This window comes from Haloferax marisrubri (assembly GCF_001469875.2).
Lineage (GTDB): Archaea > Halobacteriota > Halobacteria > Halobacteriales > Haloferacaceae > Haloferax > Haloferax marisrubri.
The window spans coordinates 33461-53177 of record NZ_LOPW02000006.1 but is presented as its reverse complement, the minus strand read 5'-3'; the positions used below and the strand labels follow the sequence as shown (position 1 = coordinate 53177).

General features: G+C 66.1%; 19 protein-coding genes. 9 read left to right on the top strand and 10 right to left on the bottom strand.

The features are described 5' to 3' along the window. Position 1: 1 nt before the first annotated feature. The 3 genes from AUR65_RS06220 (at position 2) to AUR65_RS06210 (ending at position 3571) form a co-directional block, all read left to right on the top strand. Positions 2–1330, top strand: coding sequence for an MmgE/PrpD family protein (locus AUR65_RS06220; protein ID WP_058566022.1), 1329 nt, complete (start codon positions 2–4; stop codon positions 1328–1330). Between the two features lie 27 nt (positions 1331–1357). Beyond that, a complete protein-coding gene (locus AUR65_RS06215) occupies positions 1358–2731 on the top strand; it encodes an MmgE/PrpD family protein (RefSeq protein ID WP_058566021.1) in 1374 nt (457 codons plus the stop codon). Positions 2732–2800: 69 nt separating this feature from the next. Continuing rightward, entirely contained in the window at positions 2801–3571 is a 771-nt protein-coding gene (locus AUR65_RS06210; RefSeq protein WP_058566020.1) for an IclR family transcriptional regulator, read from the top strand. Positions 3572–4247: 676 nt separating this feature from the next. Here AUR65_RS06210 and AUR65_RS06205 read toward each other — a convergent pair. Next, positions 4248–5336: a guanosine monophosphate reductase gene (locus tag AUR65_RS06205; protein ID WP_058566019.1), complete on the bottom strand. Its 1089-nt coding sequence runs from the start codon at positions 5334–5336 to the stop codon at positions 4248–4250. Positions 5337–5754: 418 nt separating this feature from the next. Here AUR65_RS06205 and glmU point away from each other — a divergent pair, with 418 nt between their 5' ends. From glmU to AUR65_RS06190, 3 genes are all read left to right on the top strand, one after another. Further along, positions 5755–7008 carry a bifunctional sugar-1-phosphate nucleotidylyltransferase/acetyltransferase gene (glmU, locus tag AUR65_RS06200; protein ID WP_058566018.1) on the top strand — a complete coding sequence of 418 codons (1254 nt, stop codon included), beginning with the start codon at positions 5755–5757 and terminating at the stop codon, positions 7006–7008. 105 nt (positions 7009–7113) lie between these two features. Then, on the top strand, positions 7114–8499 hold the full coding sequence (locus tag AUR65_RS06195; RefSeq protein ID WP_058566017.1) for a response regulator: 1386 nt from the start codon (positions 7114–7116) through the stop codon (positions 8497–8499). 215 nt (positions 8500–8714) lie between these two features. After that, entirely contained in the window at positions 8715–9158 is a 444-nt protein-coding gene (locus AUR65_RS06190; protein ID WP_058566016.1) for an Rrf2 family transcriptional regulator, read from the top strand. A 10-nt stretch (positions 9159–9168) separates the two neighbouring features. On the opposite strand, the gene AUR65_RS06185 is transcribed toward AUR65_RS06190, so the two are convergent. The 3 genes from AUR65_RS06185 to AUR65_RS06175 form a co-directional block, all read right to left on the bottom strand. After that, entirely contained in the window at positions 9169–9537 is a 369-nt protein-coding gene (locus AUR65_RS06185) for a winged helix-turn-helix transcriptional regulator (RefSeq protein ID WP_058566015.1), read from the bottom strand. Between the two features lie 133 nt (positions 9538–9670). Beyond that, entirely contained in the window at positions 9671–10027 is a 357-nt protein-coding gene (locus tag AUR65_RS06180) for a hypothetical protein (protein WP_058566014.1), read from the bottom strand. 90 nt (positions 10028–10117) lie between these two features. Then, on the bottom strand, positions 10118–10897 hold the full coding sequence (locus AUR65_RS06175) for a DICT sensory domain-containing protein (protein WP_058566013.1): 780 nt from the start codon (positions 10895–10897) through the stop codon (positions 10118–10120). A 163-nt stretch (positions 10898–11060) separates the two neighbouring features. On the opposite strand from AUR65_RS06175, the gene AUR65_RS06170 reads away from it, so the two are divergent. After that, positions 11061–11294 (top strand): hypothetical protein, encoded by a 234-nt coding sequence (locus AUR65_RS06170; protein ID WP_058566012.1) that lies wholly within the window; start codon positions 11061–11063, stop codon positions 11292–11294. 39 nt (positions 11295–11333) lie between these two features. On the opposite strand, the gene AUR65_RS06165 is transcribed toward AUR65_RS06170, so the two are convergent. The 5 genes from AUR65_RS06165 to AUR65_RS06145 form a co-directional block, all read right to left on the bottom strand. Further along, positions 11334–11894: a helix-turn-helix domain-containing protein gene (locus AUR65_RS06165; RefSeq protein ID WP_058566011.1), complete on the bottom strand. Its 561-nt coding sequence runs from the start codon at positions 11892–11894 to the stop codon at positions 11334–11336. Between the two features lie 191 nt (positions 11895–12085). Next, positions 12086–13903 carry a glutamine--fructose-6-phosphate transaminase (isomerizing) gene (gene glmS, locus AUR65_RS06160; protein WP_058566010.1) on the bottom strand — a complete coding sequence of 606 codons (1818 nt, stop codon included), beginning with the start codon at positions 13901–13903 and terminating at the stop codon, positions 12086–12088. After that, complete coding sequence (locus AUR65_RS06155; protein WP_058566009.1) at positions 13903–15072, bottom strand: sugar phosphate nucleotidyltransferase; 1170 nt, start codon at positions 15070–15072, stop codon at positions 13903–13905. Before AUR65_RS06155 ends, glmS begins: the two co-directional genes overlap by 1 nt. A 447-nt stretch (positions 15073–15519) precedes the next feature. Next, on the bottom strand, positions 15520–16170 hold the full coding sequence (locus AUR65_RS06150; RefSeq protein WP_058566008.1) for a DUF7344 domain-containing protein: 651 nt from the start codon (positions 16168–16170) through the stop codon (positions 15520–15522). A gap of 471 nt (positions 16171–16641) precedes the next feature. Further along, positions 16642–17175 carry a DUF7344 domain-containing protein gene (locus AUR65_RS06145; RefSeq protein ID WP_058566107.1) on the bottom strand — a complete coding sequence of 178 codons (534 nt, stop codon included), beginning with the start codon at positions 17173–17175 and terminating at the stop codon, positions 16642–16644. A 348-nt stretch (positions 17176–17523) separates the two neighbouring features. On the opposite strand from AUR65_RS06145, the gene AUR65_RS06140 reads away from it, so the two are divergent. After that, positions 17524–17802 carry a PadR family transcriptional regulator gene (locus tag AUR65_RS06140; RefSeq protein ID WP_004978148.1) on the top strand — a complete coding sequence of 93 codons (279 nt, stop codon included), beginning with the start codon at positions 17524–17526 and terminating at the stop codon, positions 17800–17802. Between the two features lie 783 nt (positions 17803–18585). Further along, positions 18586–19005: a hypothetical protein gene (locus tag AUR65_RS06135; RefSeq protein ID WP_058566007.1), complete on the top strand. Its 420-nt coding sequence runs from the start codon at positions 18586–18588 to the stop codon at positions 19003–19005. A gap of 48 nt (positions 19006–19053) precedes the next feature. On the opposite strand, the gene AUR65_RS06130 is transcribed toward AUR65_RS06135, so the two are convergent. Then, positions 19054–19665 carry a nitrous oxide reductase accessory protein NosL gene (locus AUR65_RS06130; protein WP_058566006.1) on the bottom strand — a complete coding sequence of 204 codons (612 nt, stop codon included), beginning with the start codon at positions 19663–19665 and terminating at the stop codon, positions 19054–19056. Between the last annotated feature and the right edge of the window lie 52 nt (positions 19666–19717).

Genomic DNA, 19717 nt, shown 5'->3' with positions numbered 1-19717 from the left:
GATGACCGACGAAGCGCTCGCGTCGTTCGTCGCCGACCTCGACCGGGCCGACCTCCCCGCGTCGGTCGCAAACCGCGCGTCCCTCGTCGTCGCCGACACCATCGGGGCGGTGCTGGGCGGCGCGTCGGACCCCGCGGTCACCGCGTTAGCGCGCCGGTGGGCCGACGAGAACGGCGGCGAATCGACCATCATGGGGACCGCGGGCGAGCGGACCACCGCGTACCGCGCCGCGTTCGTCAACGCGGCCGCCGGGAGCGTCCTCGAACTCGACGAGGGCCACCGCTTCGCGGCCGGCCATCCGGCGATTCACGTCCTGCCCGCGCTCCTCGCGGACGGCGAATCGGCCTACCGAAGCGGCGACGAGTTCCTGACGGCGTTCGTCGCCGGCTACGAGGCGGCGGTCCGCACCGCCGAGACGGTGGTCCCGCTCGCCGACGGCCTCCACCCCCACGGCGTGTGGGGCGGCGTCGGAACCGCCGCGGCCGTCTCCCGACTCCGCGGCCTCGACGCCGAGACGACGCTCGACGCGATGCGCATGGCGGCGAACTACGCCCAGCACACCCGGTTCGAGGCGGCCACCGAGGGCGCGACCGTCAGGAACGGCTACGTCGGGATGAGCAACCTCTCGGGCCTGCTCGCGGTCGATCAAGCCGAATCCGGCTTCACCGGCCTCGACGACGGCGTGGCCCGACACCTCGAACCCGTCGCCGCGGACGGTCCCGACCGGAGCGCCCTCGCCGACGGACTCGGCGAGCGCTGGGAAATCGAGCGCGGCTACTTCAAGGTCCACGCGGCCTGCCGCTACACCCACGCCGCCCTCGACGCCGTGGCGCTCCTCGTCGAGGAGACGGGCGTCGGCGCGGCCGACATCGAGTCGGTCACCGTGGAGACGTACCCCGCCGCTGCCGCGCTGTCGGAACCCGCGCCCGAGAACGCCCTGCAGGCGAAGTTCTCGGTTCCCTTCGCCGTCGCCTCGGCGCTGACGGCCGGCGAGACCGGCAAGGACGCGTTCACCGACGAGGCGCTGACGAAGGCCGCCCTCGGGTTCGCCCGCCGCGTGGACGTGGTCGCCACCGAGGAGTTCGCGGCCCGCACACCCGACGAGCGCGGCGCGCGCGTCACCGTCGAGACGACCGACGGCGAGCAGTACGCCCGCGAGGTGCGCGCCGCCCGCGGCGGCGAACACGACCCCTTCACCGAATCGGAACTCAGAGCGAAGTTCGACGGACTCGTCGCGCCCGTCATCGGCGACGGCGGCGTCGACGGACTCTGGACCGCGGCGACCGAACCCGCCGCCCCCCGCGTGCTCTGCGCCCTCACTCGGGCCTGAGCCGCCCTTCGACCACGTATTCAGACCATGATTTCACAGGAACCAGTCCGCGACTGGGAACGACAGGTGTACGGCTTTCTGACCGACGAGCTACCCGACGACGTGCGCGCCGACGGGGAGCGAATCGTCGCGGACGTGCTCGCGGCGACCGTCGCGGGCGCGGCCGCCCCACAACACGCGGGCGTCTTCCGCGACGCGTCGCTCGCCGACGGTCCGGCGTCCGCCCTCGGGACCGACCGCCGCGTCGACCCGGCGCAGGCGGCGCTGTTGAACGCGACGGCGGCGATAACACAGGAGATAGAGGAGGGTCACAACCGCGGCGGCCACGTGGGCGCGAGCATCGTCGCGGGCGCGGTCGGCGTCGCCGAGGCCCACGACATCGACGGCGAGTCGTTCGTGGACGCCTGCGTCCGCTCGTACGAACTCTGCGCGCGCTTCGAGTACGCCATCTTCGCCATGAAGGCGCGGATGAACGAGGCGATTCCGTGGCTCGTTCGCGACCCGCACTCCACGTGGACGACGCTCGGCCCGGCGCTGACCGCCGCCGTCTGTGCGGGGCAGTCGCCCGACGAGGTGCGCGAGACGGTCCGCACCGCGCTGAACCTCGCGGTCGTCTCCATGCACGACCCCTTCGCTGAGGGCGCGCCGTCGCGGAACGTCACCGCCGGGTTCTCCGCGCAGGCCGGCGTAAGCGCCGCGACGCTGGCCGCCGCCGGCCTCCGCGGGTCCCCCGCGGCGATGGAGGCCGTCTACGACCCGTTCGCAACGCTCCTCGGAGACGGCGAGTTCGCCGCCCTGTTCGACTCGCTCGGCGACGACTGGTGGATTACCGAGGCCTACCAGAAGCCGTACCCGTCGTGTCGCTACACCCACGCCCCGCTCGACGCCCTGCGGGACGCCGGCGCGGACGAACTCGCGCCGGACGACGTAGACCGAATCGACGTGTACACCTACCGCAACGGCGTCGATATGAGCCACGCGCGGCCCGAGACGCTCACCGCGGCGAAGTTCTCGACGCCGTACGTCCTCGCCCGCTGGGTCGCGGACGGGAGCGTCGAACTCGGCGACTTCCTCGACGACGCGCTCGGTGACGAGGCCGTGCAGTCGCTCTCGGAGCGCGTCCACCTGCACGCGGACGAGGCGTTCGAGCGGGCCTTCCCTGACGACTGGGGCGCACGCGTCGAAGTGACCGCCCGCGACGGGAGCCGCTACGTCGGCGAGCGCGAGTACCCCCGCGGCGACTACCGCGACCCGCTGTCGGAGTCCGACCTCGCCGCGCGCAACCGCGACCTGCTCGCGTTCGGCCTCGGCGAAGACGCCGCAGATGCGGCGCTCGACGCGCTCTCGTCCGTCGGTTCGAACCCGGTCCGCGAGACCGTCGCCGCGCTGACGCGGCGATAAACCGAACGTTCGTTCGGCCCACCCGAACGAAACGCCAACAATTATTACCTCACTCTCTGATTGATAACTATGAACACGGACGGGAACAATGCGGCGGGAACAATCGGCGCTACGAAAACCTCGTTCGGCATCGTCGAACACATCAGAGACCACGACGCGAGCGGGGTGTCGGAGATAGCGAACGACCTCGGTATCTCGAAGAGCACGGCCCACAACCACCTCAAGACGCTCGCGGAACTCGGCTACGTCGTCAGGCAGGGCGACGAGTACGCGCTGGGTCTGAAGTTCCTCGACCTCGGCGACCACGCCCGGACGCGACACGCGCTGTATCACGCCTCCATCGGCGAGATGGACGACCTCGTCGAGGCTGTCGGCGAGCGCGGGCAGGTGATGGTCGAGGAGAACGGCCGCGGCGTCTACATCTATCAGGTGAAGTCCGAACAGGGCCTCCAGACCGACTCGCACATCGGCACGACAGTCGACCTCCACACCACGTCGGTCGGCAAGTCCTACCTCGCGTTCTGCGACGAGGAGCGCCGAAACGAGATTCTCGACGGCGAGCTGACGCGCCTGACGACGAAGACGATAGACGACCGCGACGCCCTCGAAGCCGAGTTGGCGACGATTCGCGAGCGCGGCTACGCCTTCAACGACGAAGAACGCATCACCGGCATGCGGGCGGTCGGCGCGCCGATTCTCTCCGACGACGAGACCATCCTCGGTTCGATCAGCGTCTCGGGGCCGACCACCCGGATGAAAGGCGAGTGGTACCACACGGAGGTCCCGGAGATGGTGACGCAGGCCGCCCGCGTCATCGGCATCCGCGCGACCTACTCGTGAGCGTCTCGTCGTGAAGAACGCTCGTTCGGCTGTGCTGGATTTCAGGTGATATTTGACGACTCGCGTCCCGCTCTCGAAGCCATCCGCACTCGAACCGAGTACCGCCAAAAGATGACAAAGATAGATGTGTAATTCTACGTCAGACCGGGGCGAACAGTTCGTGACACAGATATGGCTGTCACGCGATTCGACTGGCTCCGAGCGAGTTCGTCACTAAACCTATCAAAATATTGTATGCACCTTGAAGATTGATAATTCGTCGCCACGGAACCGTACGAGAGAGACGAACCCACTTCGATGGCCGAGGTTTGCCACCCATAGTTCGAACTCGTCGGCGAGGGTCAGAAACAGACGAACGATGCGTTTTCGCGCCGATAACGCGTTCATTCGAGCTAAATACCGGTGTTCGAAGAGACAATCGAGGTCGGCCAGTCGGTCCGTGTCGGGTCCGACGACTGGATATTTCGATTCGTCTCGGGACTATCTATCGGTTGGTCTGAAATGATAGCAATTGTAAATAAGTGTGTAAATACTACTGGATTTGAAATATTATTCGGGCGACGCCGCCGGCGTGTCAGCGCGAACGCCGTCGCTCGGCGAGGACGCGGTCGCCGGCGTGGCGGTCCGCGTCGTCTCGCACCGTGTCGCGTCCGGGGTCGGCTCCCGACTTCCGGAGTCAGTCGGCCATCGGGGCCTGCAACTCGCGTTCGGCCTCCTCGTCGACTTCGACGGGACCCTCGGCGAAGACGACGCCGTGCGCGCCCTCTCGTTCCTTCGCGCTCGCCGCGACGCGGACGAACGAAGCCTTCTCGCGGGCGTCCGCGATGGTGTGGCCGCCGCAGTAGCTCACGCCGGAGCGAATCCCGCCGAGGAACTCCTCGACGAGCGGTTCGACCGGCCCCTTGTAGGGCGTGAGCGCCTCGACGCCCTCGCCGGCGTCCACGTCGCTCTGTTTGTCCCCGCGGTCGTCGGCGGCCTCCGTGGAGGCCATCCCGCGGGAGCGCTTGTACGTCTCGCCGTCGACCTCGACGACCTGACCCGGTGCCTCGTCGGTCCCGGCGAAGAAGCTCCCCATCATGACGGTGTCCGCGCCGGCCATGAGCGCCTTCGCGGCGTCGCCGGAGGTGCGAATCCCCCCGTCGGCCATGACGTGGATACCGAGGTCGTGCGCCCGCTCGGCGCACTCCGAGACGGCCGTGAGCTGTGGGTAGCCCGCGCCCGCGACCTCTCGGGTCGTGCAGTGCGACCCCGGCCCGACGCCGACTTTCACGCAGCCCGCGCCGGCCTCCCAGAGGTCTTCGACGGCCGCCGGCGTGACGACGTTACCCGCGACGATTTCGGGGTCGAACTCGTCGCGAATCCGTTCGACGGCGTCGAGACACCGCTCCATGTGCCCGTGGGCGATGTCCATGACGATAGCGTCCGCGCCGGCGTCGAGGAGCGCCTCGGTCCGGTCGAGGTAGTCTTCGTTGATACCGACCGCGCCCGAGACGGTCCCGCCCGCGTCGGCGACGCGGCGGACCTGTTCGGCCTGCTCGTCCACGTCGAGGAAGCGGTGGACGACGCCGAGGCCGCCGAGGCCGGAGAGCGTCTCCGCGAGGTCCGCTTCGGTGACGGTGTCCATGGCCGCGCTGACGAGCGGCGTATCGAGGCGCAAGCCCGGCGTCACGTTGGTCGAGAGGTCCACGTCGCTCCGGCTGTCGACCGGGGAGCGCTGTGGAACCAGCAATACGTCTCCGTAAGAGAGTCCTGTGCGAATCTCCATCGTAACCCTCCACAGCCGAAGAGTGGGACGGTAATAACGCCGACGAACGCGGTTCCCGTCGCCGCGGAACGAAACTATTACACGCTGGCGTTCGTCCGTTCACTAACACACGGCGCCGCGTCTCGTGCGAATCTCCAACCTATCGTAACCCCAACGCATTCGCCGTTCGCGGGCCGTGTGGTTCGAACCGTCCGCGAGCGACTGTGCCGCGCGGAAGCCAAGTGTCGGACTCGAATCCGGCGCGGAGTTCGCAACCATTTTGTCAGACTGATAGTGACAGACAGATGCCGTACCGACCGTTCCACCTCGAGTCGGTGCCGGTAGGTGGATCAGAGGCAACCCACAACGTCGCGATTGGTCCCCTCCTCGGTACTTCCCGGACCGAAGACATTTCTTCCGCGCAGCCCCTTACAGAGGTATGCAGACCGTCATTCTCGCCGCCGGTCGCGGCACCCGGATGCGTCCGCTCACGGACCGACGACCCAAGCCGATGCTCCCCGTGGCCGACCGACCGCTCGTCGCGCACACCGCCGACGCCGCCGTCGCGGCCGGCGCGACGGACATCACGCTCGTCGTCGGCTACGAGGCCGCTGACGTGCGCGACTACTTCGGCGACGAGCGCGGCGGCGTCCCCGTCGGCTTCGCCGTCCAGTCGGAACAGCGCGGGACGGCCGACGCGGTCCGCGCCGCGGCCCCGCATCTCGACCCCGACGAGCCGTTCGTCGTCCTCAACGGGGACGCGCTGTACGATGTGCCGTCGCTTTCGACGCTGTACGAGGGGACGCCCGCCGTCGGGTCGTTCCGCGTCGCCGACCCGAGTTCCTACGGCGTCCTCGACACCGACGACGAGGGCTTCGTCACCGGCGTCGTCGAGAAGCCCGCGGACCCGCCGTCGGACCTCATCAACGCCGGCGCGTACGTCTTCCCGGCGGAGGCCCACGGCTGGCTCGACGTGGACGAGAGCGACCGCGGCGAACTCGAACTGACCGACGTACTCGCGGCGACCTGCGAGGCCTACGACGTGCGCGGCGTCGCCTTCGACCGCTGGCTCGACGTGGGGCGACCGTGGGAACTCCTCGAAGCCAACGAGTGGAAACTCGGCGAACTCGAACCGCGAATCGATGGCGACGTGTCCGAGCGCGCCGAACTCGACGGGCCGGTCGTCGTCGAGGAGGGTGCGACGGTCCGCTCCGGCGTGGTCATCGAGGGGCCGGTCCTCGTCCGCAGCGGGGCCACCGTCGGACCGAACGCCTACGTCCGCGGGCACACGCTCATCGGCGAGCACGCCAAGGTCGGCCACGCCGTCGAGGTGAAAAACAGCGTCCTGATGGAGGGCGCGACGGTCGGCCACCTCTCGTACGTCGGCGACAGCCTCCTCGGCCGCGACGTGAACTTCGGCGCGGGGACCAAAGTGGCGAACCTCCGCCACGACGGCGAACCGGTCCGACAGATGCTCAAGGGCGAACTCGTCTCCTCGGGCCGTCGGAAGTACGGCGTCGTCCTCGGCGACGAGGTGAAAACCGGCATCAACGCCTCGCTGAACGCGGGCGTCAGAATCCCGACCGGCGGCACGGTCAAGCCCGGCGAGTCCGTCCTCTACGACCGCATCGACGAGCGCGGTACCGCGGACGACGAGGCGAACGGCGACTCCGCAACCGGCGGCGACAACTGACCGAGACGCCGTCAGACCCGCTCGACTCGGCCGGTAATGGCATCTGAAAAACACTTAATCTGCCAAACAGTTATCAAACACAACGTCGAAGTTGTACGAAAGTGCATGGACGAGACCGAGGGGGAGTCGTCGGCGATACGCGTGCTCTACGTCGACGACGACGAGGGGCTGTTGGCGCTGACCAAGCGGTTTCTCGAATCGACGGGTGACGGCGTCGAAGTCGTGACGACCGACTCGCCGAAGCGGGCGCTGATGCTCCTCGCGTCGGGGTCGTTCGACGCGGTCGTCTCGGACTACCAGATGCCGGAGATGTCGGGGCTCGAACTGCTGTCGGTCCTCCGCGACGAGCGCGGCTCCGACATCCCCTTCGTCATCTTCACCGGACGGAGCCGCGAGGAGGTCGCCATCGAGGCGCTGAACCTCGGGGCGGACAGCTACCTCCAGAAGGGCGGCGACCCGTCGGCGCAGTACGGCGTCCTCCTCCAGACGCTCGTCCGCATCACGGAACACCGGCGCGCGGAACAGCGGCTCCGCGAGCGGGAGGCGTACCTCCGCGTCACGCTCGACTCCATCGCCGAGGGCGTCGTCGCCACCGACGCCGACGGGACGGTCGCCCAACTGAACCGGACCGCCGAGGAGATAACCGGCTACGACGCCGACGCCGCCGTCGGCGAACCGCTTTCGGACGTGCTCCACCTCATCGACGGGGAAACCGGGGAACGCATCGACCCGATGCGGCGCGTCGCCGACGCGGGCGAGTCGGTCGAACTCGCCGCGGGGACGAAACTCGTCACGAGCGACGGCGACGAGCGGTACATCGAAGACAGCATGTCGCCCATCAGGACCGACGACGGAACGGTCGAAGGCGTCGTCACCGTGTTCCGCGACGTGACCGAGGCCTACCACGAGCGGGAGCGACGAGAGCGCCAACAGCGGGCGCTCATCGACCTCGCGACCGACGAGGCGGTCATCGGAGGCTCGTTCGAGGACGCCCTTCCGCGAATCACCGAGTCGATGGCGACGGTGTTAGACGTCGAGCGGGCGAGCGTCTGGCTGTTCGACGACGCCGAAACGCTCCGCTGTGTCGACCAGTACGACCGGTCGTCGGGCGAGCACAACGCCGGGACGACGCTGACCGCGTCGAACTACCCGTCGTACTTCGAGGCGCTGGAGACGAATCGGTCGCTCGGCGTCGACGACGTTCAGACCGACCCCGCGACCGCCGAGCTACGGAACGGCTACCTCGAACCGAAGGGTATCACGTCGATGCTCGACGCGACGGTCCGGTCGGGCGGCGAGGTCGTCGGCGTCGTCTGTCACGAACACGTCGGCGAGCCGCGGCAGTGGCGGACCGACGAACTGCGGTTCGCCGCGGAGGTCGCCGACAACGTGGTCATCGCGCTGATGCGGGCGACCGACGTCGAGGCGCTCCCGGCGAGCGCCGACGGGAGCGGAACGGACGAGACGCGGGCGGAACGAAACGAGGAGTGAACCGACCGCCGCGCGAGACGATTCGGTCGGAGCGGTCGGCTCCGGGTCTACTTTTCGTCGGGTCGGAGGCCCAACCGGTCAGTTCTCGTGACCGAATTCGAATATCGAACTACCGATGCGGTTCGGGAGTTGAAAAACGTCGATTCCGCGCCGAATCCGGCGAAATCGGCGCACCACCGTGAAATCTAAAATGCCCGTAGCTCCAAAGAACGTGTATGTCGAACAGCAGCCGATTCGTCGTCGCGACGCACGTGCTGACTAACTTGGCGGTGCAGAGCGACGAGCGGCTGTCTTCCGACCGCCTCGCGTGGAGCGTCAACACGAACCCGGTGGTCATCCGCCAGCTCCTGTGTTCGCTCCGGGAGGCGGACCTCGTCGATTCCAAGCGCGGCCCGACCGGCGGCTTCACGCTGGCCCGCGAGCCGGACGCCATCACGCTTCGCGACATCTACGAGGCGGTGGAGGACGCCGAGCCGTTCTGCTTCCACACGAACGAACCGAACGACGAGTGCACCGTCGGCGAACACATCCAACCGGTCCTCGGCGAACTGCTCGAACCGGCGATTCAGGCGATGCTCGACGAACTCGACTCGGTCACCGTCGCGGAAGTCCACGAGGAGATTTTCGAGACGGCGGAGGGCGACCCGCTCGAAGTGTGAGAAGCGGCGCTCAGGCCGTCGACTGGATCGTCTCGGCCTCGGCCGACTCTTCGTGCTCGTCATCGAGCCACTCGGTGGCCCACTCCTGAATCTCGTCGAACACCGGGCACAGCGAGACGCCCTTGTCGGTCAGCGAGTAGTACGTCGCGACCGGCGCGTCCTCTTCCATCCGGCGGTCGACGAAGCCGTTTTCCTGTAAGTCGTCGAGGACGCGAGAGAGCGTCCGCGAACTCGCACCGGTCGAGCGCTTCAGTTCGTTGAACCGCTTTTCACCGTCTTGGAGGTCGTGGAGGACGATGAGACGCCACTGCGACCCGATTTGCTTCAGCGAGTCGATGATGGGGCAGGGGGCGTCGTCGAGATTCATATCCGTGGCCATACCCCTTCCTCGGTTCCGACCCTCTTTAGCGGTTCGGTTAGTTCACCTGCTTTCGAAACGTTACCTGATTCGCCACCGGACCGACAGACCGACAGACTGACCGACGGCTACCAATCACCGACCGACTGCCCGCTCAGGCGAGCAGTCGGGAGAGGAGGAGGAACACGCGCTTGAGGTTCTTCGAGAGGCTCGACTGGTTCTCCGAGTAGAGTGTCACCTCGTCGTCTAGCGCGTGAATCTGCAGGCACCGGCCCCGGTCGGACAGGTCCTTGAGTTCGACTCCGCGGACCGAGTCGATCGGGACGATGAGGTAGCGGTACTCCTCGTCTTGGATGTCGGCGTTACAGTGGTCGCCGTAGACGTGGATGCTCCGCTCCGTGACCGCGAGTTCGTAGCCGATGTAGCTCATCCCGGCGATTTCGGCCCCGGCGCGACCGCCCTTGACCTTGCCTTTCAGGTGCGAGGCGTCGAGGAGGATTCCGTCAACCATACCGCCCGGTTCCGGGCGGACGTTCCTAAGTATTCGCGCCCAGTTCTCCGAATTGATTCTCGCCGGGGAAGCCGAACCGTCGGAGTCGGATTAACGTCCGTATTTCGGTCTGACGGTTACTTGACGACGGTCGAACCCGTCGCCGCCCGAGCCATCGGATTCGATAATCGAGTACGACGAGACGAGGTGGTTGACGATGTAGTCCACCGTCGAGGGGTCGTACGTCCAGAAGCCGGTGAACCCGAACCCGGGTTCGGTCTCCTCGGCGACGAGGGCGCACTTGTAATCGCCAACGCCGTTGCCGTCGTAGGCGACGAACCAGGAGCGCCGAATCTCGTCGGAGCGCGCGAGGTGCAGTTGGAACTGGTCGGCCTGCGGGACCTCGCCGTTCGGATAGATGTACGCGTGGACCGAGAGGTCGTCGCGGCTACCGAGGCGGCGGTACGTTTCGAGTTGCGGGCGGAGGTTCTCGCCCGACTGGAACCCCGAGTGGAGTTGGCCCGCGCCGACGCGCCACGCGCGGTCCTCGATTTCGCGGGTGGCGTTGAGCATCTGCTGGCGGTCGTAAGAGGTAAACAGCGTCTCGTCGAGGTGGTCGAGGACCGGCGCGTACGAGTCGCGTTCGAAGCCCGGTTTGACGTCCTCGGGGCGCGCGAGGAGGTCGTCGACCGAGACGGCCGTGTGGAACTTATCGCCGGTACCCAGCACCGCGTAGTTCGAAGGACCCTCGTCGGAACTCGCAGACTCCACCGAGACGTTTCGGTCCGCAAAGTGCTCGGCGAGTCGCTCGACGACGCCGGGCGTCGGATTGAACACCGTCAGTGTTCGCTCCGAGGCGGCGACGCCGGAGATGAGTTCGCTGAGAGACATTATCGATTACACAGAACGCTACAACAGGTTATTATTCTTTGCAATAATGTGGTGTGTGAGATTCGACGGTTCAGTACGCAAAACCGAGTGACTCGCGGAGAAGGGAGTCGCTACCGCGACGTAACAGATTCCTAACTATCCCCCACAAGCGTGTACATTCAGTATGATTTCCGACGCGCCCCACTCTCGGTCGTCCGCGGGAGTCGACGACGAACTCGGGACGGAAGATAGCTCGTGGTTCACCGCCGAGGTCCCCGACATCGTGGAAGGTCTCGCGTCCTCGCAGTCTATCGGCCCCCTCACCGCCGCGACCGCCCGCGAACTCATCGCGGTCGGTCGTGCGAAAGACGCGCTCGCGCTCGTCCTCGGCGAGGTCGACGGGTCGTGGCGGCGATAGGACAGCGCGGCGAGCGACCCCGAATCGACGGTCTGCGGACTACTTCTCTCGGGAACTCGTGTCTCTGACGTACAGTTCCACGAGCGAGTCGAGCAGGTGCGGAGCCAGTTGGAACCGAACGTCCACGCTGTTTTGCTCGCGGTCGTACGCGAGCTGTTGAACGTCTACCGCGGCCAGAAGCGTGCGCATCGCGTCGACGACGTAGTTGCTCGACCCCGCCTCGACGCGGAGGCTGTCGCCGAGGTGAATCGAGAGGCCGTCGACGGCCGTCTCGTAGCACGTCTTGCTCGGCGCGTCGACTCGCTGGGTCCGTTCGACCAGTCCGAGACTCGAAAGCGTCTCGAGCCGACGGTAGATGGTCGATTCGGAGACCTCGCAGTTCTCGGCCAGTTCCTCGGCTGTCATCGGCGCGCGGTTGCACGCCAACAGCACGTCCCGGGAGACCTCGTCACCGAGCGCGTCGAGGAGGTCGTCGTCGGACGATCCGGGGGGGACGTCGGTCTCGTCTGTCGCCGCGGCGGCGTCGGTCTCGTCTGTTAGTGGGCCCGCCGGCTCGTCCGAGGCCGAGAGCACGTCGTCCACGAGGTCGCGTCGGGTCATCGCGTGTTACCTGACGCGGGCAGGTAATATGTAATCGGTGCCTACAGTCGAGATAATCTTCGCTTATCACCGAACGTTCGCGGACGCCTGAAAATAGCGGGGCCGACGCCGAAATCGAACGGCGACGGCGGATTAACGGGACCGAAAACCGGAGCTGCGGCGGTGACGCCCGCCGCGACCGCACCGCCGGCTCACTCGACGGTGACGCACTTGGCGAGGTTGCGCGGCTTGTCGATGGGCCGTTCGAGCAGGTCCGCGGCGTGGTACGCGACGAGTTGGAGCTGGACGTTGGCGAGGACGCCGGCGATGTCGGGATGCGTGTCCGGAATCCGGAGCACGTGGTCGGCGAACTCGGTCACCTCGCCCGAGCGGTCGCTCGTGATGGCGATAACGGGCGCGCCGCGAGCTTGGACCTCCTTGACGTTGCTCAGCGTCGCCTCGTCCTCGTGGCCAGTGAAGATGGCGAACACCGGCGACAGCGGCGTGACGAGCGCCAGCGGGCCGTGTTTGAGCTCCGAGGCGGCGAACCCCTCGGCGTGTTCGTAGGATATCTCCTTGAACTTCAGCGCGCCTTCGAGGGCGACGGGGTGGGCGACCCCGCGGCCGATGAAGAAGTACGCGTCGCTGCCCTCGTACTCGATGGCGATTTCGCGGGCCATCGAGGTGTCGAGCACCTCCTGCACGTCGCCGGGGAGCCGCGACAGCGCCTCCATCAGGTCGCGCGCGACGGGCGACTTCGCGCCGGTCACGTCCTCGACGATGCGCTCCGTGAGGAGCGTCAGCGCCGTCACCTGCGACGAGAACGTCTTGGTGGCCGCGACGCCGATTTCCGGACCGGCGCGGATGAGCAGTTCGTCGTCGCACTCGCGGGTTATCGACGAGCCGACGACGTTCGTGACCGCGAGGGTCCGCGCGCCGGAGGCGCGGGCGCGGCGCACGGCGTCGAGGGTGTCGGCGGTCTCACCCGACTGGCTGACGGCGACGACGAGCGTGTCGGGCGTCACCGGTGGCTTGATGACCGAGTACTCGCCGGCCATGAACGCGTAGGCGGGGATGCCCCGGGAGTTGAGTAACGACGCCGCGTACATCCCGGCGTGGTGCGAGGTGCCCATGGCGAGGAGGTGGACCTGCTTCACGTCGGCGAACGACTCCGGCGGGAACTCCTCTAATTCGACGCCGCCGGCGTGGGTGTTCAGCCGGCTCTGGGTGGTCCGCCGGAGCGCGCCGGGCTGTTCGTGAATCTCCTTGTACATGTAGTGCTCGTAGCCGCCCTTCGTCGCCGTCTCGGGGTCCCACTCGACGTGTTCGACGGGGCGGTCGACCGCGCGGCCGGCCGAGTCCGTGATTTCGTAGCCGTCGGACCGGGTGACGACGAAGTCGCCGTCGTGGAGGTAGATGACGCGCGCCGTGTGCTGGATGAACGCGGGCACGTCGCTGGCGAGGTAGTACTCGCCGTCGCCGACGCCGAGGACCAACGGCGACCCGGAGCGGGTCGCGAAGATGGCCTCCTCGTCGCCGATGATGGCCGCGAGGGCGTAGCTCCCCGAGAGGCTGCCGACCGCGGCGCGGAAGGCTTCCTCGGGGGTCGCGCCGTCGCGGAGGTTCTCCTCGATGAGGTGCGGGACGACCTCGGTGTCGGTCTCGCTACTGAAGACGTGCCCGCGGGATTCGAGGTCGCTACGGAGCGACTGGAAGTTCGAGATGATGCCGTTGTGGACGACGGCGATGCGGCCCGACTCGTCGGTGTGCGGGTGGGCGTTGCCGTCGGTGACGCCGCCGTGGGTCGCCCAGCGGGTGTGACCGATGCCGTAGTCGCCGGCGATGGGGTTCCGCTCGACGGCCGCGACGAGTTCGGAGACCTCGCCGACGCGCTTCGTCAGCGAGATGCCCGAGCCGTTTTTCACGGCGATACCGGCCGAGTCGTAGCCGCGGTACTCCAGCCGCTGGAGGCCGTCGACGAGCGAGTCCACGGAGTTGTCCGCGCCGATGCAGGCGGTGATTCCGCACATCAGTGAGTCACCTCCACGCGCTCGCGAACGTCGCCGTGTAAGACCGTGCCGGCCCCGACGACGGCCTCCGCGCCGACGCGACTGCCCGGCGTGAGCGTCACGTTCGCGCCGACCTCGGCGCGGTCGCCGATGATGCTCCCGAGGCGGCGGTCGGTGTAGAGCCGCCCTTCGAGGATGACGTCCGCCCGGCCGCCGGGCGAGACGACGCCGTCGCCGACGGTCGCGCCGGGGCCGACGACGGAGTCACGGAGGACGACGCCCGCGCCGACCCGCGCGTCGGTCGAGAGGATGGAGCGCTCGATGACGCTGTTCGCGCCGACCGAGACGTTGTCTTGGAGGCACGAGCCACCGCTGACGACCGCGCCCGGCCCTACGTCGCAGTCCTCGCCGACGACCACGTGGTCGTCGACGAGCGCGCGCTCGTGGACCCGAGCCGACTCGGCGACGGCGGAGTCGTGTCTGCGCGCGAGGAGCGTCTCGGTCACGGAGAGGAGCCCCCACGGGTGCGAGGGGTCGAGCCAGCCGCCGTTGACGAGGACGGACGTGACGTGCCCGTCGAGGTAGTGAACCACGTCGGGAAGCCGCGTCTCGCCGTCGTGCGGCGGGATGCGCCGGAGCGCCTCGAAGACGGCGTCGTCGAAGACGTAGACGCCCGCGTTGACGAGGTAACCCTCGCTATCGACGGCGTGCTCGTCGATGTCGGCGATGCGGCCGTTGTCCTCGACGACGACGCCGTACTCCTCGGGCGTGTCCGACTCGGCGACCGCGATGGTCGCCACCGAGTCGGTCGTCGAGAAGCGTTCGAGCGCCTTCGAGACGATGTCGGCGTCGACGACGTTGTCGCCGTTGCAGACGACGAACGGGCCGGAGACGAGTTCCTCGGCGAGGAGGAGCGCGTGACCGCTTCCGAGTCGGGTATCCTGGTGGACGAACTCGATGTTCGCGTCGGGGTAGGTCGCAGAGAGGTGTGACTGGATGCGGTCGGCGCGGTGGCCGACGACGACGACGACGCGCTCGATGCCCGACTCGAACAGCGCGTCGAGGACGTACTCGACGACCGGCCGGTTTGCGACCGGGAGCATCGGCTTCGGTTGGAAGGTGGTGAGCGGGCGGAGCCGTCGCCCCTCGCCGGCCGCGAGGACGACCGCCTCGGTGATACGGTGGTTCATTTGCGCCCTCCCGCGAGCGACGGGCGTTCAGAACGTGACCGTGACGGTGAGTAAGTCATGAAAGGAACAGGGAGGGCGATGGGGATTGTTATACAGACGGTTCCTCGAAGCGGTCGCGCGTTAGGGTCGCGTGTGAGACTGTTGCAAACGGCGAAAGCAAGCTTAAATCGGGGGAACGCGGGTTCGGACGCACCTAATCGGTGGCGCGTTCTCCCGGCGGGGTCGCGGCGCGCCGAAGCCGCCACGTCGGTCGCACGGTCTGCGAATCACACCCGCGGGTCGAGAGCGAGAACGTGAGAGCGAGGAGCGAAGCCGAGGCGGGGGAGTAAGAGAGAACCGAGAGTGACGGGAGAACGGCGACCGAACGCTGCGGCTGTTCGAAATCGGAACGAGATAAAATCCGGATGCGTTCGTGAGACCGTTCGGCGGGCGCGCGTGGAGACCGACTCAGAGGTCGAGGCGGTCCTTGTACGACTCCATCGCGGTGATGGCCATGAGCGTCGCGGTGCTCAGCACGGCCCAGCCGGCGGCCGGAACCTGTTCGAGTCCGGGGACGCCGAGCAGTCCGGCGGAGACGGTCGCCGCCACGCCGGCGGCGATAGTGAGGTTCCGCTTCGGCGACGAGACGGGCGACGCCGACTGTTCGGCGTCGTCCTCGGTGCTCACGATGTCGCCGTCGAGGTACTGGTCGAGCTGTTTCGCGGTGTCGAGAAGCGTGATGTCACCGCGGTTCTTCTCGAAGTCGACGATGCCGGCCGAGTCCATCTTCGGGAGGTGACATTGGTACAGACCGATGTACACCCGCTTTCGCTGGCTCGACGACAGCGCCTTGATCTCGATGCCGTTTTCCTTCGCGGCGATGAACTCGGCCATGTCGCCGAGCTTCGCCTCGCCGTCGTTTTCCTTCAGGAACCGGAGCGCGTCACGCCGGCGTTGGTTTTTCAGAATCTCGAAGACGATGTCCTTCGAGAGCGCTTCGATTTCGGGTTGTTGTTGCTGCTGCTCGGAAAGCGCGTGAGAACCACCAGTCTCCGCGAGTTGTTCGTTCGTCGTCTGGTCAACAACATCGGTGTCGGCTTGTAGTGAATCGGTAACCATTGTTCCTTCCTCCCCCACTGTGTAGTCGGGTGCTACCGAATGCCGTGGTCGGTCGAGAGGGGAGACCACGGAGCGTTTGCACAGACCACAACCTTTGGATGCGCCCCACCAAGCGCGCCCCAGATTCAGAGGGTCAGCGAGTTAATAGGTTAAACAAGGATATATACTTGTCTGAGAATCCCACACTCTGATTTCTCCGACTGTTAGGCTCGCAAAATCTGCAAGTAAAGTGGTTGTAACAATCTATACTAACTCAGACTTTCAATATAGTCGACAGTAAGAGAATCCTACCAAAGGACGGAGACGTACGCTGTTTTTCGCCTCGTAGGAGCCGCCTTCGAGGAAGAAATAAAATCAGGATAGCAGTTACATCCGCGAACACGGCCGTTCAGTAGTAGCATCGACTGAGAATGACGCGGGCGGTTCGAAGCGGATATTTCCGCAGTCCTCAGCACCGGGTTTATTCCGTGGTTATTCCACGAGCGCCTCGAAGGCGTCGGCGGAGGTGCCTTCTTGTCTCTCGGAGAGGTACTGCGCGAACACCAACACGAGGAGGGCCGCGGAGACGAACACCGCGACTGCGCTCCACGAGACGAGCACGAACCCGGGGAGGCCGGCCCACAGGCCGAGAATGAGCACCCAACTGAGCACGCCGAGAAGCGCGTAGTACCGACTCCACGACTGGCCCGCGTCGGGTTGCATCCAGAAGAACCCCCGCCTGGCGACGTTCGGGACGAGCTCGACGGAGCGCTCCTCGTCGTCGTAATCGACCAATCCGGCGCTTTCGAGTTTCGGAAGATGCGTCTGGTACAGCGAGATGTACACGCGCTGTCGCTCTTCGTCGGTCACGTCCTCGACCGCCGTCCCGTTCTCGCGAGCCGCGACCATCGCCGCGAGTTCCTTCAACGAGATTGCCTCGCCCGCGCGGTGGAGGAAGTAGAGAATCTGCCTCCGACGCGAGTTACTGAGGATGCGAAATAGCTCGTCTTTTGATAGTGTTGTCATCGTCGTGTGCGGGGGCGGTTCTCGCATGCGATGCGAAAGAAGACCAGGCCCGGTTGAGTCGTAATACACCACAACCAACCTTTGTTATCGTGACGTTTCCGGGAGGCACCGACCGAGTTTCTAACGAGAATTAAGCTCATCTTCACGGGATATTTACTGGGCTACAGACGGTCAGCGGGAGGGAGTTATCTCGGTCTCGGAGATGATTACGTATCTCGGCCATTTCGAGAAAAGTCTCCGCGCCGAAACGGGAGCAAACTCTCGACAACGGCGGTAAGGAACCCAATTGTCCAGTATAGAGGTGGCTAACAATACCCGATGGCGGCGATACTTAGATTCGAGACTACAATGTTCGAATTGACTGGCTTCCAGCGCGACCTGCTGTACGTGATTGCCGGCGCAGAGCGCCCGTCCGGGCAGGAGATTAAAGAGATGATCAGCAAGGACGTCGGGGAGGTGAACCACGGTCGGCTCTACCCGAACCTCGACGCCCTCGTCGAACAGGGGTACGTAAACAAGGGACAGCACGACCGTCGGACGAACTTCTACGAGATGTCCGAGAAGGGTCGCGAGTCCATCGTCGAACGCCGAGACTGGGAAGACCGACACGTCGGATTCCTCGGATAGCACCCCGCCGCCCTCACAGCGGAGAGACGAACCGTCCGTTCGAACACCCGCGGGCGCGAGTGGGACGCTCGCCCCGGAAGAAACCGAAGACGAGAACGGCTCGTCGCTGGTGGCCGCATCGGTCCCCGCGGTCTCGTTGGCCCCCCTCCTCCTCCTTCCGCCGCCGATTCGACCCGAGCGACTGCATCGAGCCGAAGCCGGGAGCTGACCGCACTCGACGACACACCAGTACATGGCGACACACCAACACGTATCGATACGTCGGCGCGTGGCGACAGACCGACACCTAGCAGCGCACCAACACGTATCGATACGTCGGCGCGTGGCGACAGACCGACACCTAGCAGCGCACCAACACGTGGTGACGCGCCAACACCGACGCTCGACCACACCCTCACGACCGACGATGCTCGACGCCGAGCGCCCCGTCCCGCCGGGCCGGGTTTCGGGGTGTGAGGCGACGTGCGGGCCGCGGACAGCCCGGATGCGACGCACACCGTCGAGAATCATATCAGAAGTTAGTACACTCAGGGGTCGCCAAAAATATCAGATATCATATGGTCGAATCGACGCCACGAATTCGAGATTAATGCACCCATAAGAAACGGATTAATTCGAGAATAAATGACCGCTGTCAAGCGTTTTTGGCCGCGATACAAATCGTCGGAACTCGTCGGTGATTCGAACAGTAACGCGACCAAGAATATCATCGGTAGACATTCATGTATTCCTACTAATGTAATTATCGCAACATTTATGGGTGTAATCCGCAACCCCTGAGACATGGTAAGAGAACGGTCCACCGGGCAGGACCCAGAAACGACGACTGACGACGACGTCGGTAGACGCAAATACCTCGCGCTGTGCGGATCGGTATCGACCGCTGGTGCGCTCGCGGGGTTCTCTGGGCTCGGCGCGGCGACAGAAGAGGCAGACGAGACGGCCGACGACGACGGGCACACGCTCGTCGTCGCCGGTACCGGCTCCGTCTCTTCGTTCGAAGTGACGGTCAGCGGCTCCATCTCACCGCTTCAATCGAACGGCGCGCTCAGCACGACCGGAACGGTCGGTCCCGCCGCCGAGGGAACCGTCAGCGACGACTCGCGGCGCTACCAGTTCGCGGGCGACATCACCAACTTCCAGTCGACCGACGCGGTGTCGGTCTACGTCGACGGCGTCCGCGTCCCCGATAACTCGTTCTGAGCGCCGCCGAGCGTTTCGTTGTTTTCCACCCGACCGACAGCGACGGCGCTACGAGCGCATGTAGCCCCGGAGCCACTCGGGCGTCACGTCGTCGAACACCACGGTCTCCCCGCCGTGTTCGGCGACGAACTCGTCGGCGTCCGCGTCGGACGAGAACGGAATCAGGTCCGTACCCATCCCGCCGAGCACCTCGCTTTCGACGACGTAGGTCATCTCGGTGGCGTCGCCGAACGTGTCCGCGCCGGTGTGCGTCGAGATGAACGTGTCGCCGCCCTCGGTCGAGAGCTCGTAGTCGACGGTCGAGTAGTCCGTGACGTACACCGCCGTCGCCTCCCAGCCCTGCTCTCGGTGTTCGAAGTAGTACGGGAACAGCCCCATGCTGAGGGTGTGGAACCACGCCGGGTTGTCGTGGCCCTCGGGCGCGTTGTCGCGGTAGAAAATCTGTCCGTTCGGACCGGCGTGGAGGCCGATGACCATCCCGCCTTGGTCGTCTTCCTTCCCGCCCGAGAGGTCGACCGGTTCGGGGGTCGGCTCCGCGTTCGAACCGCCGCCGAGACAGCCCGCGAGGGCCGCGAGCGCGCCGAGAGAAACGGCTTTCGTCGCGGCACGGCGCGTGAGCGAGCCCATCGAGGAGTCGTGCGGGGGAGAGTCGTCGTGCATCGTCGCTCTGTGCGGAGGTCGGGCGTCACCGTACATAAACCGTGAGAACGGT

Excerpts from the sequence above, each read along its gene's own strand:
- AUR65_RS06220 (WP_058566022.1), top strand. The coding sequence starts at position 2 with ATGACCGACGAAGCGCTCGCGTCGTTCGTCGCCGACCTCGACCGGGCC.
- AUR65_RS06215 (WP_058566021.1), top strand. The coding sequence starts at position 1,358 with ATGATTTCACAGGAACCAGTCCGCGACTGGGAACGACAGGTGTACGGC.
- AUR65_RS06210 (WP_058566020.1), top strand. The coding sequence starts at position 2,801 with ATGAACACGGACGGGAACAATGCGGCGGGAACAATCGGCGCTACGAAA.
- AUR65_RS06205 (WP_058566019.1), bottom strand. The coding sequence starts at position 5,336 with ATGGAGATTCGCACAGGACTCTCTTACGGAGACGTATTGCTGGTTCCA.
- glmU (WP_058566018.1), top strand. The coding sequence starts at position 5,755 with ATGCAGACCGTCATTCTCGCCGCCGGTCGCGGCACCCGGATGCGTCCG.
- AUR65_RS06195 (WP_058566017.1), top strand. The coding sequence starts at position 7,114 with ATGGACGAGACCGAGGGGGAGTCGTCGGCGATACGCGTGCTCTACGTC.
- AUR65_RS06190 (WP_058566016.1), top strand. The coding sequence starts at position 8,715 with ATGTCGAACAGCAGCCGATTCGTCGTCGCGACGCACGTGCTGACTAAC.
- AUR65_RS06185 (WP_058566015.1), bottom strand. The coding sequence starts at position 9,537 with ATGGCCACGGATATGAATCTCGACGACGCCCCCTGCCCCATCATCGAC.
- AUR65_RS06180 (WP_058566014.1), bottom strand. The coding sequence starts at position 10,027 with ATGGTTGACGGAATCCTCCTCGACGCCTCGCACCTGAAAGGCAAGGTC.
- AUR65_RS06175 (WP_058566013.1), bottom strand. The coding sequence starts at position 10,897 with ATGTCTCTCAGCGAACTCATCTCCGGCGTCGCCGCCTCGGAGCGAACA.
- AUR65_RS06170 (WP_058566012.1), top strand. The coding sequence starts at position 11,061 with ATGATTTCCGACGCGCCCCACTCTCGGTCGTCCGCGGGAGTCGACGAC.
- AUR65_RS06165 (WP_058566011.1), bottom strand. The coding sequence starts at position 11,894 with ATGACCCGACGCGACCTCGTGGACGACGTGCTCTCGGCCTCGGACGAG.
- glmS (WP_058566010.1), bottom strand. The coding sequence starts at position 13,903 with ATGTGCGGAATCACCGCCTGCATCGGCGCGGACAACTCCGTGGACTCG.
- AUR65_RS06155 (WP_058566009.1), bottom strand. The coding sequence starts at position 15,072 with ATGAACCACCGTATCACCGAGGCGGTCGTCCTCGCGGCCGGCGAGGGG.
- AUR65_RS06150 (WP_058566008.1), bottom strand. The coding sequence starts at position 16,170 with ATGGTTACCGATTCACTACAAGCCGACACCGATGTTGTTGACCAGACG.
- AUR65_RS06145 (WP_058566107.1), bottom strand. The coding sequence starts at position 17,175 with ATGACAACACTATCAAAAGACGAGCTATTTCGCATCCTCAGTAACTCG.
- AUR65_RS06140 (WP_004978148.1), top strand. The coding sequence starts at position 17,524 with ATGTTCGAATTGACTGGCTTCCAGCGCGACCTGCTGTACGTGATTGCC.
- AUR65_RS06135 (WP_058566007.1), top strand. The coding sequence starts at position 18,586 with ATGGTAAGAGAACGGTCCACCGGGCAGGACCCAGAAACGACGACTGAC.
- AUR65_RS06130 (WP_058566006.1), bottom strand. The coding sequence starts at position 19,665 with ATGCACGACGACTCTCCCCCGCACGACTCCTCGATGGGCTCGCTCACG.